Source organism: Streptomyces sp. NPDC047000 (assembly GCF_040644295.1).
Taxonomy (GTDB): domain Bacteria; phylum Actinomycetota; class Actinomycetes; order Streptomycetales; family Streptomycetaceae; genus Streptomyces.
Genome location: NZ_JBEYWE010000010.1, coordinates 258,708 through 271,985, shown reverse-complemented (window position 1 = coordinate 271,985; position 13,278 = coordinate 258,708). Strand labels below are relative to the sequence as shown.

Annotated in this window: 13 protein-coding genes and 1 tRNA gene; 8 read left to right on the top strand and 6 right to left on the bottom strand. The window is 72.3% G+C overall.

Annotation, left to right across the window (positions count from 1 at the left end; genetic code table 11):
• Positions 1-131: 131 nt before the first annotated feature.
• A complete protein-coding gene (locus tag ABZ862_RS18860) occupies positions 132-668 on the bottom strand; it encodes an NUDIX hydrolase family protein (protein WP_360959360.1) in 537 nt (178 codons plus the stop codon).
• 76 nt (positions 669-744) lie between these two features.
• A complete protein-coding gene (locus ABZ862_RS18855; protein WP_360959359.1) occupies positions 745-1,554 on the bottom strand; it encodes an SAM-dependent methyltransferase in 810 nt (269 codons plus the stop codon).
• Between the two features lie 197 nt (positions 1,555-1,751).
• Between ABZ862_RS18855 and ABZ862_RS18850 the strand changes: the two genes are divergently transcribed.
• The 4 genes from ABZ862_RS18850 to ABZ862_RS18835 all read left to right on the top strand — a co-directional run bounded on the left by ABZ862_RS18850 (position 1,752) and on the right by ABZ862_RS18835 (position 6,022).
• Positions 1,752-2,648, top strand: a complete 897-nt coding sequence (locus ABZ862_RS18850; protein ID WP_360959389.1) for a Cof-type HAD-IIB family hydrolase — start codon at positions 1,752-1,754, stop codon at positions 2,646-2,648.
• A gap of 325 nt (positions 2,649-2,973) precedes the next feature.
• The gene (locus ABZ862_RS18845) at positions 2,974-4,161 is read left to right on the top strand and encodes a thiolase family protein (protein ID WP_360959357.1); all 1,188 of its coding nucleotides are present in this window, start codon (positions 2,974-2,976) and stop codon (positions 4,159-4,161) included.
• Positions 4,162-4,283: 122 nt separating this feature from the next.
• Positions 4,284-5,057, top strand: coding sequence for a sulfite exporter TauE/SafE family protein (locus tag ABZ862_RS18840; RefSeq protein WP_360959355.1), 774 nt, complete (start codon positions 4,284-4,286; stop codon positions 5,055-5,057).
• Positions 5,058-5,158: 101 nt separating this feature from the next.
• On the top strand, positions 5,159-6,022 hold the full coding sequence (locus ABZ862_RS18835) for a cobalt-precorrin-6A reductase (protein ID WP_360959353.1): 864 nt from the start codon (positions 5,159-5,161) through the stop codon (positions 6,020-6,022).
• On the opposite strand, the gene cobF is transcribed toward ABZ862_RS18835, so the two are convergent.
• Entirely contained in the window at positions 5,940-6,752 is an 813-nt protein-coding gene (gene cobF, locus ABZ862_RS18830) for a precorrin-6A synthase (deacetylating) (protein WP_360959351.1), read from the bottom strand. The two genes, ABZ862_RS18835 and cobF, sit on opposite strands and share 83 nt — an antisense overlap.
• 70 nt (positions 6,753-6,822) lie before the next feature.
• Positions 6,823-7,356, bottom strand: coding sequence for a DUF309 domain-containing protein (locus ABZ862_RS18825; RefSeq protein ID WP_360959349.1), 534 nt, complete (start codon positions 7,354-7,356; stop codon positions 6,823-6,825).
• A gap of 100 nt (positions 7,357-7,456) precedes the next feature.
• Here ABZ862_RS18825 and ABZ862_RS18820 point away from each other — a divergent pair.
• Positions 7,457-7,530 (top strand) — tRNA-Pro (locus ABZ862_RS18820).
• 422 nt (positions 7,531-7,952) lie between these two features.
• On the opposite strand, the gene ABZ862_RS18815 is transcribed toward ABZ862_RS18820, so the two are convergent.
• Entirely contained in the window at positions 7,953-9,485 is a 1,533-nt protein-coding gene (locus ABZ862_RS18815; RefSeq protein ID WP_360959347.1) for a LamG-like jellyroll fold domain-containing protein, read from the bottom strand.
• On the opposite strand from ABZ862_RS18815, the gene ABZ862_RS18810 reads away from it, so the two are divergent.
• The 3 genes from ABZ862_RS18810 (at position 9,484) to ABZ862_RS18800 (ending at position 12,319) form a co-directional block, all read left to right on the top strand.
• Positions 9,484-10,326 (top strand): hypothetical protein, encoded by an 843-nt coding sequence (locus tag ABZ862_RS18810; protein WP_360959345.1) that lies wholly within the window; start codon positions 9,484-9,486, stop codon positions 10,324-10,326. The genes ABZ862_RS18815 and ABZ862_RS18810 overlap by 2 nt on opposite strands.
• Positions 10,327-10,635: 309 nt before the next feature.
• On the top strand, positions 10,636-11,325 hold the full coding sequence (locus tag ABZ862_RS18805) for a hypothetical protein (RefSeq protein WP_360959343.1): 690 nt from the start codon (positions 10,636-10,638) through the stop codon (positions 11,323-11,325).
• Between the two features lie 331 nt (positions 11,326-11,656).
• A complete protein-coding gene (locus ABZ862_RS18800; RefSeq protein ID WP_360959341.1) occupies positions 11,657-12,319 on the top strand; it encodes an NUDIX domain-containing protein in 663 nt (220 codons plus the stop codon).
• Between the two features lie 46 nt (positions 12,320-12,365).
• Here the strand turns inward: ABZ862_RS18800 and ABZ862_RS18795 are convergent, their stop codons facing one another.
• Positions 12,366-13,133: a TetR/AcrR family transcriptional regulator gene (locus ABZ862_RS18795; RefSeq protein ID WP_360959340.1), complete on the bottom strand. Its 768-nt coding sequence runs from the start codon at positions 13,131-13,133 to the stop codon at positions 12,366-12,368.
• Between the last annotated feature and the right edge of the window lie 145 nt (positions 13,134-13,278).

Genomic DNA, 13,278 nt, shown 5'->3' with positions numbered 1-13,278 from the left:
GCCTGCGGCGCCTTGCCGCTGGACGCGGGGGGCCACTGGTTGCTGATGTTCTTGTCGCCGGTTCGGGGGCGCCCCGGCCGCGCGGCGGGACCCGCCGCGCGCCGGGCGCCGGCCCCCAGGGCACCTGGTGCTTAGGAAACCAGTCCCATGTGCGCCAGGGCCTGTCGCATCAGCACGCTGTGCCCGCCGGGCATCTCGCTCAGCACGCCGGGCGACAGCGCCTCCTGCGGGGTGAGCCACACCAGGTCCAGTGCGTCCTGCCGGGGCCGGCAGTCACCGGCCACCGGCACGATGTACGCCAGCGACACCGCGTGCTGCCGCGGGTCGTGGTACGGCGTGACGCCCGGCGTCGGGAAGTACTCCGCGACCGTGAACGGCTGGAGCGCGGCCGGCACCCGGGGCAGTGCCACCGGGCCCAGGTCCTTCTCCAGGTGCCGCAGCAGCGCGTCCCGGACCCGTTCGTGGTGCAGGACGCGGCCGGAGACCAGGGTCCGGCTGACCGTCCCGTCCGGGCCGATGCGCAGCAGCAGGCCGATGCTGGTGACTTCGCCGTTGTCGTCGACCCGTACGGGCACGGCCTCGACGTACAGGATCGGCATCCGTTCGCGGGCCAGCTCCAGCTCGTCGCGACTGAGCCAGCCGGGCGTGGTTTCCGTCATGTCAGACATCGTTGGATCATACTTTCAGGAGATGGCGGAAAGGCGGTCCTGTGCCCGGCCGGGCCGCGCGGCCCCGGGCGGCGGGTCAGGGTTTCACGGCCACCGCGCCCAGCTGAGGCACCACGGCGGCACCGTCCGCGGCGCGCCACTGCGAGCAGGGCACCAGGCCGGGCTCCAGCAGCTCGAGACCGTCCAGGAAGGCGGCGATCTCGTCACGGGTGCGGGCGGTGATCGGCGGGGTGGCGTTCTCGTTCCAGAACCTCATCGCCGCCGCGTTGCCCTCGCCGCCGTACTCGGCGTCGACGGTGGGGTGGGTCAGCACCAGATGGCTGCCGGACGGCATCGCCGCCATGATCCGGCGCACGATGTCCAGGGCCTCGTCCCGGTCCAGGACGAAGTTGAGGATGCCCAGCATCATCACGGCGACCGGCCGGTCCAGGTCCAGGGTCCTGCCGGCCCGCTCCACGATGGCGCCGGGATCGCGCACATCGGCGTCGATGTAGTCGGTGACGCCCTCCCGGGTGCTGGTCAGCAGGGAGCGGGCGTGCGCGAGGACGATCGGGTCGTTGTCGACGTACACGATCCGCGCGTCGGGGGCGATCCGCTGGGCGATCTCGTGCGTGTTGTCCACGGTCGGCAGCCCGGTGCCGACGTCGAGGAACTGCCGCACCCCGAGGCCGTCCGCCAGCAGCGTCACCGCCCGGCCGAGGAAGTCGCGGTCGGCGCGGGCCACGTCCCTGATCACCGGGAACATCGTCGCCACGTGCTCGCCGACCTGCTGGTCGACCTCGTAGTTGTCCTTGCCGCCGATCCAGTAGTTCCACACGCGCGCGTTGTGCGCCACGGAGGTGTTCAGTCTCGGCGAACCGCCCGCCGGGGAGTGGCTGTCCGTCATGTCGTCGCCCTTCGTCGCGTCCGGGGCCCGTTCGGCCTCATTGTGCCCAAAGATGATCAGCGCTGTCCGGTGAACGGGCGCGCCGAGCCGGGTCGGACCGGCGGCCGCCGGTGGCGTGCGGTGGTGTCCGGTGGGCGGACATGCGGAACACATACGGAAGAATGGTGTGCGCAACCACCCCCTACCGGAAGCAGGACATGCCGTACTCCTCCGCGCCCGGCCCGGTCACGGCCGACGCCTCCGCCGCACCCGGGACACCCGGGGAACCCGCCGACATACGCCTGATCGTCAGCGACATGGACGGCACGCTCCTGGACGACGACAAGCGGATCCCGCCCGGCCTGTGGGACACCCTCGCCCTGCTGGGCGAGCGGGGCGTCGTGTTCAGCCCGGCCAGCGGACGTCAATATCACACGCTGGTAAGGCAGTTCGCCGAGGCCGCGGACGGCATGGCGTTCATCGCGGAGAACGGCGCCTACGTCATGCGCGACGGCGTGGAACTCCACTCCGACCCGCTCGACCCCGCCGTCGCCGCCGGGATCGTCCGGACCGTACGGCGGCTCGTCGCGGACGGGGCCCGGGTGGGCGCCGTCGTCTGCGGCAAGCGGGCAGCGTACGTCGAGAGCGACGACGAGGAGTTCCTCGCCCAGGTGCGCCGGTACTACGCCGAGAACCGGGTCGTCGAGGACGCCGCCGCCGTGGCCGACGAGATGCTCAAGGTCGCGCTGTACGACTTCGGGTCCGCCGAGCACGGCGTCGCCCGGGCGTCCCTCGCCGATCTCGCCCGCACCCACCAGGTCGTCGTCTCGGGCGAGCACTGGATCGACGTGATGAACGCGGGCGCGAACAAGGGGTCCGCCCTGCGCGGCCTCCAGCGGGACCTGGGCGTCACCCCCGCGCAGACCCTGGTGTTCGGCGACTACCTCAACGACCTGGAGATGCTGGACGCCGCCGACTGGTCCTTCGCCATGGCCAACGCCCACCCGGCGGTGCGCGCCCGCGCCCGCCACCTCGCGCCCGCCAACAACGACAACGGTGTCCTGCGCACCATCGCCCGGCTGCTGCACCTGCCGTCCGCGGCGGACGGCCGCTGAACCGTCGCCCGACCGCGCCCGCGCCCGGCCGGACCACGCGGGCGGCGGGCGGCGGTCGGCGGGCGGTGGGCGGTGGGCGCGTTCGGGGCAGGGGCAGGGCAGGGCCGGGCCGGCGGAGCGTCGTGTGCGGGCTCCGGGGCGCGGGCGGACGCCTCCGGCAGCGGCTTCGCGCCGGCGGTCCGGACTGTTCTGCTCCCGCGCAGCGGTTCGGTTCGGATCGGTTCGCCGGGATCTTCCCAGAGTGACCCGGGGCGGTCTATAGTCCAAAACTAGCAGTGCTAATTAAATGTTCACCGTGCCCGCGTCCCGGTCAGGAGTCCTCCACGTGCGTCCCGTCCACTTCGCCGCCGCCCGCCGCACCCCCATCGGCAAGCTGCGCGGAGCCCTGTCCGCCGTGCGGCCCGACGACCTCGCCGCGAGCGTGATCCGCGCCCTGCTGGCCGACGCACCCGCCCTCGACCCGGCCAGGATCGACGACGTCTACTGGGGCGCCGCGAACCAGTCCGGCGAGGACAACCGCAACGTCGCCCGGATGGCCGTCCTGCTCGCCGGGCTGCCCGAATCGGTGCCCGGAGCCACCGTCAACCGGCTGTGCGCCTCCGGCCTCGAGGCGGTCACCACCGCGGCCCGGGCCATCGCGTCCGGCGAGGCGGACATCGTGCTCGCGGGCGGCTCCGAGTCGATGAGCCGCGCCCCCTTCGTGCTGCCCCGGCCCGACGAGGCGCTGCCGCACCGCATCGAGACCGCCGACACCCGGCTCGGCTGGCGCCTGGTCAACCCGGCCATGAAGGACCTGCACGGCGTGCTGTCCATGGGCGAGACCGCCGAGGAGGTCGCCGCGCGGTACGGCGTCTCGCGCGAACGGCAGGACGAGTTCGCGCTGCGCAGCCACCGCAACGCCGCCGAGGCCCGCAAGAACGGCCACTTCGACGGGGAACTGCTGCCCGTGGAGCGCGCGGACGGCGTCGTCGTGGACGCCGACGAATGCGTCCGGGAGGACACCTCGCTGGAGAAGCTGGCCCGGCTCAAGCCGGTCTTCCGGCAAGGCGGCACGGTCACCGCGGGCAACGCCTCCCCGATGAACGACGGCGCGGCGGGACTGCTGCTGGTCAGCGAGGAGGCCCTGAACGAGCTGGGGCTCGAGTCCCTCGGCCGCTACGCCGCCGGGGCCTCGGCGGGCGTGAGCCCCGATGTCATGGGCATCGGCCCCGTCCCCGCCACCCGCAGGGCGCTGAGCCGCGCCGGATGGAGCATCGGCGACCTCGAGGAGGCCGAGTTCAACGAGGCGTTCGCCGCCCAGGCCCTCGCCTGCGTCGACCAGCTCGGCATCGACCCCGGCCTGGTCAACCCCAGCGGCGGCGCCATCGCCCTCGGCCACCCGCTCGGCTGCTCGGGCGCCCGTATCCTCACCACCCTGCTGCACCGCATGCGCCGCACCGGCGCCGGACGCGGCCTGGCCACCATGTGCGTGGGCGTGGGACAGGGCACGGCGGTGCTGGTCGAGCGGCACTGAGCGGTTCCCCGAGCAGTTCCCCGAGCGGTCCCGCCGGAGGACGAGCGGCGGCAGACGGCGGTGGCCGACTGGCGAGACGCGCCTTACGCGGCCCGATGCGTGCGCATAGCATCGGTCTCCGCATGAACACGACGACGCTCTGGCACCTCACCGGCTGGGAGTTCGCGGCGCTCGCCTCCGCCGCGCTCCTCGTCGGCTTCTCGAAGACCGCGGTGAGCGGCGCCAACACCATCAGCCTCGCGATCTTCGCGGCCGTACTGCCCGCCCGGGCCAGCACCGGGGTACTGCTCCCGCTGCTGATCTGCGGTGACGTGCTGGCCGTCGCCACCTACCGGCGGCACGCCCACTGGCCCACCCTGTGGCGGCTGTTCCCGGCGGTCGCGGCCGGAGTGGTGGCCGGGACGCTGTTCCTGGTGTGGGCCGACGACGGCGCCGTCCGCACCTCGATCGGCGCGATCCTGCTGCTGATGGCCGCCGTCACCGTGTGGCGCCGCCGCACCGCCGAGCGGGAACCCGACCCCGACGAGGTCACCAGTCGCTCGGGCCGCGTGAAAGCCGGCTCCTACGGGGTGCTCGGCGGCTTCACCACCATGGTCGCCAACGCCGGCGGCCCCGTGATGTCGATGTATCTCCTCTCGGCGGGCTTCCGGAAACTCGGTTTCCTCGGCACCTCGGCCTTCTTCTTCCTCATCGTCAACCTCTCCAAGGTGCCGTTCAGCGCGGGCCTCGGCCTGATCGACGGCCGCTCGCTGCTGCTCGACGCCGCGCTCGCCGTGTTCGTCGTGCCGGGAGCGCTGATCGGCAGATGGGCCGTGCACCGCATCAACCAGCGGCTGTTCGAACAGCTGGTGATCGCGGCGACGGTGGTGGGCGGCCTGCAACTGCTGCTGCGGTAGCCGCGCGCCGACCGGTCCCGCCCCGATACGCCTCGTACGCCCTTGTACGGCAGCCGCCGCCCGCCGCCCGCGGCCCGGTGCCGCCGCCGTAGGCTCGGCCCATGTCTTCCGACGGTCCCGGCGGCCTCTTTCCGCACGTCCTGGTGCTCGGCGGCACCGCCGAGGCGCGCGTGCTCGCCGCCGGGCTGGCCACCCGACCCGGAGTCCGGGTGACCACCTCGCTCGCGGGCCGCGTGGCCCGGCCCGGCCCGCTCGACGGGGACGTCCGCGTCGGAGGCTTCGGCGGGGCGGACGGCCTCACCGCCTGGCTGCGCGAGCGGCGGGTGACGGCGGTCGTCGACGCCACGCACCCCTTCGCCGCGGCCATCACCGCGCACGCCGCCCGCGCCGCCACGGCGACCGGACTGCCCCTGGTGGTGCTGCGCCGCCCCGGCTGGCGGCCCGGCCCCGGCGACCGCTGGCACCCGGCGGAGTCCCTCACCGCCGCCGCGGACCTCCTGGGCGCGCTCACCGCCCGCCGGGTGTTCCTCACCACCGGCCGCCTCGGCCTCGCCGCCTTCGCCCACCTCACCGGCCGCCACTTCGTCGTACGGTCCGTCGAACCCCCCGAGCCGCCCCTGCCGCCGGACCACACCGTGCTCCTCGCCCGGGGCCCGTTCACCGTCCCCGGCGAGACGGCGCTGCTGCGCGAGCACCGCATCGACACCCTCGTCACCAAGGACAGCGGGGGAGCGGCGACGGCGGCGAAACTCACCGCGGCCAGGGACCTGGGCCTGCCCGTCGTCATGGTCCGCAGGCCCCCGCTCCCGGCGGGCGTCACGGCCGTACCGGATGCCGCCTCCGCACTGCGCCTGCTGGGCCTGACCGGCCCGGCCGCATCCCTCAGCCCGCCGTACCCGGACCCCGGTCCCCCGCACCCGGCCCCCGGTCCGCCGGACGTCTCCGCAGCAGATACGTGTCCATGATCCACCCCTTGCGCTCCCGCGCCTCGGCCCGCAGCCGCTCGATCCGCGGACCGGCCTCCCCGATCGGACCGGAGACCAGCAACTCGTCCGGCGTGCCGAGGTAGGCGCCCCAGTAGATGTCGATGTCCTGGTCCGCGTACCGCGTGAACGCCTGGTGCGCGTCCAGCATCACCACCACGTCGTCCACCCCCTCCGGCAGCCCCTCGGCCAGCCGCCGCCCGGTGGTGATCTGCACCGGCCGGCCCACCCGGTTCAGCCCGGTCCGGTGCCGTGCGACCAGCGTGGAGACACTGCTGATGCCCGGCACGACGTCGTACTCGAACGCGACCCGGCCCCGCTCCAGGACCTCCTCCAGCACCCCGATCGTGCTGTCGTACAGCGCGGGATCGCCCCACACCAGGAACGCCCCGCACCCGTCGGGACCGAGTTCCTCCGCCATCAGCCGCTCACAGACACCGGCGCGCGCACTGCGCCAGTCCCCGACGGCCGGCGGGTACGCCGCCCCGTCCGCGCCCCGGTCCCGCTCCGGGTCGCGTGCCTCGACCAGCCGGTACGACCCCGGCGGCAGATGCGTGTCGAGCAGGTCACGGCGCAGCCGCGTCAGATCGGACTTCACCTCGCCCTTGTCCAGGACGAAGAACACGTCCGTGCCGCGCATCGCCCCGACCGCCTGCAGGGTCAACTGCTCGGGGTCGCCCGCGCCGATACCGATGACATGAATCTTTCGCACGCCCCGAGTCTGACGCATGCCACCGACAACGCCCCCACCGCACCCGCCCCCCGCACCCGTCGGGGCGTCGTCAGACGCCCTCGCCGTCCAGCCGGGGGGCACACCGCGCCGCGTCCACGGCCTCCCCGCGCTCCACCCGCGCCGCCAGCGCCCCGGCCCAGTCCGCCAGCCCGGCGAGATCCATCCCGTACGGCCGCTCCCGCCCGTTCCCCGCGGCCCACTCCGTCACCCCGCCCGCCCCGCGCCGCAGCAGCCGGGCCCCGCCGGTGCGGTTGCCGCGCGCTGCGTGGGTCAGCCCCACCGCCAGCTGCGCCAGCGCACGCCACAGGCCCCGCTCGGCGTCCGGACGGGACTTCCAGGCGTCCTCGAACACCTCGTGCGCGTGGAACGGCCGCCCCGCCGCCAGCAGCTCCTGCGCCTCCGCCACGGTCCGCTCCGGGGCGCGCACCACCCCCTCGGGCTGCCGCGCCACCCCCTGCGCCCCGTACGGCAGGGGCCGCCCGAGGCCGTCCCTCGGCCGGGCACTGCGGGCCCGTCCCGCACCGTCCCGGTCCCGTCCGCCACCGCCGTCCCGGCCCTGCCCGCCCGTGATCACGTCGCCCATACCCCCGATTGTCCCGCCCCGCCACCGGCTTCGGCGCACCCGGGCAGGTGCGGTAAAGTGCTGTCCGCGCGTTCCGGGAGTTCACCCGCGGGCCGCGCACCGGGACGTGGCGCAGCTTGGTAGCGCACTTGACTGGGGGTCAAGGGGTCGCAGGTTCAAATCCTGTCGTCCCGACTTTACGAAGTCGCAGGTCAGAGGTCGTTTCAGAGAGGATCTGGAGCGGCCTTTCGATCGTTTTCGGGGACCGGTCGGGCACCGCCCTGCTCGAACACGGCCGAAGCCACCTTGATTCAGTCAAGGTGGCTCAATGGATACGAGAGGCAGGGCTGGAAGGCGTCCGATCTTCGCATCGCGGCGCTTCGCCCGGTCCGGCAGCGGCCCTGCATCTGCCTCGAGTCGGGTTTCGGCCGCCTGCGCGCGAGGCTCCTGGGGACCGGGGTGCCCGGCCTCTGCCGATGCCGACATGCCGTAGCGGGTTCGTTCGTCGCCTTGGGCGTCGAGAACGGGCGAGGAGGCTTCGGCAACGACACCGTCTGAGGTCATGGGGCGGCCCGCATATGCGGACCGCCCCCAGCGGCGTTGTCAGGTAGTCAGGTTCAGGGGATGCTTTGGTACAGCGCAGTGACCTGATTGGCCGTCAGGGCGTAGTCGTACGCCTGGACGCTGCTCAAGGAACCGTTCACCCAGTCGTTCTGGCTGCCGTTGTACAGGCCCTGGCCGAGGGCCAGGTTTCCGGTGGCCGCCCACGGGGTGACGCCGGTGGCGGTGCCGGCCAGGGTGCCGTTCACGTACAGCTGGGCTGTCTTGGTGGCGGCGTTGTAGACGCCGACCAGGTGGGTCCAGGTGTTGGCCGAGGCACCCGCGGCGTAGGCGTAGGAGAAGGCCGGGGTCGGGGTGTCGGTGCTGGTGAAGCCGAGGGCCCAGCCGGGGCTGCCGGTGTGGGAGTGGTTGTATTGCAGGTAGAACGGGCTGTTCTGGGTGCCCTCCTCCGAGAGGACGGTCTGGTTGGCGGTGCCGACGGCGTTGAGTTTTACCCACGCGGAGAGGGTGAAACTACCGGTGGTGTTCACCACTTGGGGGTTGGGGCTGACGGCGTAGCCGGTGCTGCCGTCCAGGCTCAGCACGGTGCCCCGGGTTGCGTCGGTGGCCCAGGTCGCGCCGCCGGTCAGGGTGAGCGGGTTGTTGCCGAGGTTCGGGTTGGCGCCCGCCGCGTTGAGGGTGTTGAGGGTGTCGGTGGCGGCGGTGTCGGTGGCCACCGGCATGCTGTCGCCGTCGTTCAGGTTCCAGGTGTCGATGGGGGAGAGCAGGGCTGTGGTGAGTGAGCCGAAGGCGGGGTTGGACAGGTTGACGTGGTCGCCGCTGTCGGCTGCCGTCGCCAGTTTCTCCTCACCGGTGGCCGAGTCCGTCACGGCCACGGCAGCGTCGAGGTCGGCGAAGTAGACGGCCGGGGTGGCCCAGGGGTTGCCCAGGTTCATGCCGCCGAGGAAGGCGTTGGCGTCGGTTCGGTTGGTGTCCGTGGTGCTGGTGCAGGGGTCGTTGGGCGTGGCGCCGTCACCGGTGAAGCCCTCGCAGGGCGTCAGTGAGGTGAGCACTACGTTGATGCCCCAGCCCTGGAGCTGCTGCACGAGCGCGGTGTAGCCGTTGGCGTCCAGGTCGTCGCTGGTGGCCCCGGCCAGCAGGTCTTCGAGGCCGTCGTCCACGATGACGGTGGAGATGCCGGGCTGGTCCAGGATGTCGCGGTCGAGGCGGGAGAGCACCGACGGCCCTCCGATGACACTGCCGTTGTACGTCTCCGGGTTGTCGGCCATGAGCTGGTTGGACTCGATGCCCTCGGCGATCACGCCGTAGGGGGTAGGCGTCGAGGGCTCGGCGGCGGTCAGTCCGTCGGCCACCCGGTACCCATTGGAGTTGGGCAGCGTGGTGCCGGGCTGGAACGGGTCGATGAGGTGGTCGCCCAGCACGGCCTCGGTGGGCATGCTCGCCGACTGCACGTCCAGGTCGGTGACCAGGTCGGTGAAGTTGCCGTAGGCGACCGCGTTGGTGGTGAACGGCGTGGCGCTGGTGCTCGTGGTCAGGTCGCCGGTGCCGCTGGCGGTGATGTACTCGTAGGAACCGCCCGCGTAGGTCATGCAGCGCACCAACTGGGCCCAGGCAGCCCTCGGAGTCGGTGAGCTGATCCTGGGCGCGGCTGCCGACACGGGCGGCACGGCGCTCATGGCGACGGGCATCGGCGCTCCGCTCGGCGCGGCGCTCGACGTCGCGGGCACGGGGCTGGCCGTCGCCGGGGCCGCGACCGTCGTCGGGGCGGTGGCGGCCCCGAACATCGCGTACGCGGTGCAGAACGGCGACGGCGGGGGCGGTGGCGATCCGACATCCGAGGGTGCGTCGAGTGCACGGGACGCGGGCGCCGAGAAACTCCGCAGGGAACACCTGGGCTCTAAGAAGCAGCAGTTGCTGACCGAGGAGAACTCGTACAAGTCGCTGGAGGGTGGCCCGGACGGCACGACGGCCGAGGTCAACCCGGAGGCGAACGGAAAGAACGAGCAGGGCGAGACGAATCCGGACATCAAGCTTCTGGACCGTCAGGGGAACGTGGTCGGCTATCGCGAGGTCAAGACGATCGAGAACTCCAATCAGAACGCCTTCATGAGGCAGTTGTCGAAAGCCACCCGGCAACTCAGGGCAAAGGGAACGAAGATCAATGAGATCTTCTTCCAGGTGCCCAAGACATCGGATGCCTACGAATGGCTGAAGGCATGGCAAAAGCAGCCTGAACGCGACGTCTCCCACTGGCGTGGGTACACGGTTCGCATCGTGGACGACACCGGCGAGGAACTCGGCACCTACGACCTGGGGGATCCCGACCCCCAAAACGGGGGCAAGGGCGGCGGCGGAGGCGGCTCGGGGGACGATGCGATGAGGCAGGGGATGCTGAGCAAGGAGAGGGCGATGGAAAGGGAGGGTTTCTGAGTGTCCTCCCCGGCAGGAGGCGCGGTGCGGTGCCTCCTGCCGGGCTGTTTCACCAGCCAAGCAGAAACCATGTCGGACTCCGCGAGCCTCATCGGCTGGGATTGTCCCCTGATGCTGAACCCAGGCAAGTTCCGGCGATCCGCCGCCCGGGGGAATCGTTACGGAGTCCGTTCCTGCCGAGTCCGATCCGGGCGCGCCGTGGCGGTCTCCGCCACAGACGGAACGGCGATGGCGTGGGCTCACCCAGCCGTTACTGTGAGTGATCGATGTCGGCGGACGCAGTCCGCGCCGGCAAGACTGGAGAAAAACATGGCCGAACCCGTCGACGCGGTGTGCCACGCATGCCGAGTCGTACTGCCCCTGCTCGATTTCCCGGCCGGCCAAGCGGCCTGGTGGAGGTTCCTGGACGAGCACGCCTATCACCCCGTGGAGTTGATGTGGGAGCACTCCGAGGCCCAGGAGAGGATCGACATCGACTACATCGAGGTGGGCAGCGACATCGACAGTGACCCCTCGTTCACCGAGTACGCCGGCGACTGGCCGGGCCGCCCGCTGGCCCTGCATCCCCGGCCGATCGCCCGCGCGGTCGCCGAGATCGTCCAGAGCGCCCAGTACGCCCTGGACGCCCACGAGTGGCGAGCCTCGCCGGGCGACGCGGCCACGGGAGAACGGCTCCTGCAATTCATGGACTTCGCACCGCCGCCCGGTGAGGCCGTCGACGATGCCGCCGTACTCGCCCGGCTGGCCGCGGTGGAAGCCGCGCTGGAACAACTGCGTCTGGCAGCCGCCGAGCCCCTTGGAGAGCACCTCGCCTCGCTGCTGAACGATTTGCTGCGTGTCCTCCCCGCCAAAGCGGATCTTCCACCGGACGAACTCTGCGCCGAGAGCGGTCCCCTGGCCTCCCCCCGGCTGTGGGACACCGAGCGGGCACTACGACTGATCCGACACCTCGTCTTCTCCGTCACACTCCGCAAGCCGTCTTCCGACGCGGACTCCTGAGCGGGAACCGGCGATCCGCCAGGCTCCGTAGCCTCCGTGATCGCCTTCCGTCGGGCCGTTCCCGCGGCCTCTGGCGCCGTCACGACACGGGACGCGCCGGACCGTGGTGCCGGTGCCGGGGAAGAGGCTGTCATCGGCACCGTCGTCTCTGCCCCGGCCGACCGTGAACGGCCCGGTGGCACTCCATGACGTTCCGGGAGTCGGAAGGTGGCCTTTGCCGTCTCCGTATGCCGAGGGCGGGACGGCTCGTCGCCATGGTCAGCGGGAACGGTGGTAGACAGGCGGGTATGAGCATCGAGATCCACTTCCGCCGGCCCGCCCGGGACGTCCGATGACCGCGGGCGCCGACACCCCCGACCGCCGCGGCCGCACCGGGCTCGACCGCACCGGCCTCGAGCTGACCGGCAACCCCCGGGTCCGGGTGCGGGACGTGCGGCTGCTGTCCAGTCACTGGTACGTCGAGCGCACCACCACCTTCGACTTCCGCCACTCCGACGGCACCTGGAGCACCCAGGAGCGCGAGACGCACGACCGGGGCAACGGCGCCACGCTGCTGCTCTACGACGCCGAGCGCGAAACCGTGCTGCTCATCCGCCAGTTCCGCTACCCGGCGTACGTCAACGGCCACGCCGACGGGATGCTGGTCGAGACGCCCGGCGGGCTTCTCGACGCCGAGGACGAGCACCCCGAACTCGCCGTGCGCCGCGAGGCGGTGGAGGAGACCGGGCACACCGTGGGCGAGGTGCAGCACGTCTTCGACGTCTATATGAGTCCCGGCTCCGTCACCGAACGCATCAGCTTCTTCGCCGCCTCCTATGGTGCGTCGACCCACACCCACGAGGGCGGCGGTCTGGAGGAGGAGGGCGAGGACATCGAGGTCCTCGAACTGCCCTTCCGTACCGCCCTCGGCATGATCCGCACCGGTGAGATCAGCGACGCCAAGACCATCATGCTGCTCCAGTGGGCGGCGCTGGAGGGCCCGTTCGCGAAGTGAGCGGCCGGGGCCCTGCGGTGCCCCGCCCTCCGCCGGCCGCCCTGCGCTACGCGGCCAGGAAGCGGTCCAGCAACGCGTCGAGTCCGGCCGCCAGGGCCTCGGGGCCGCCCCGTCCGGCCAGGGACGGAACCCGCTCGCGCAGGGTGGGCAGGTCCCGGGGCGGCATCCGGTGCAGCCCGAGACGGAAGGCGGGGTCGGACTCCTCCGGGTTGTCCACCATCGGCCGCAGTTCCACCGAGACGTACCCGAGCAGCCAGGCGGTCACCGCGCGGAACAGGGCGGCGGTGCGGGCCTCGTCCGCCCCCGCACCGGACAGCAGCACGAGCAGGCGTTCGTGCTCCCGCAGCACGGCCGCCGGCCGCCGGGCCAGCGGCACCGCCAGCATGCGGGTGGACAGCAGCGGGACCACCTGGGGATGCGCGACGCAGACGTCGTACAGCGCGCGGGCCGCCCGGTGCAGCTCCGTCCGCCACGGCGGCACCGTACCCGGGTCCGCCGCGGCCGGTTCCCGCGCGAGCCGCTCGTCCAGTTCGAGGTACAGCGCCTCCACGAGGCCGTCCAGCAGGCCGTCCTTGCCGTCCGCGTAGCGGTACAGCGCCATGGCCTCCACACCCAGTTCGGCCCCCAGGCGCCGCATGCTCAACGCCGACAGACCGTCCCGGTCGACCAGTCGCAGGGCGCAGGCCAGCACACGCTCACGGCTCAGCCGGCCGTAGCGGCCGCGGTCGCTGGCCCGGCGCGCGGGACCGTCCCCGGACCCCGCCCGCTTCTCCCGTGCGGCCCGTCCGCCCGCCCCGGTCCGGTCTCCGGCCATGCCCCGCCTCCTGACGGTCGGTCCTGCCACGTCATGTCCTGCCGTTCCCCGTACTGCCCGTTCCCCGTACTGCCCGTCTGCCGTACTGCCCGTCTCCCGTTTGACTCTACGCACCCCCGGGGCGAGTGTGTACGTATACGTCGTA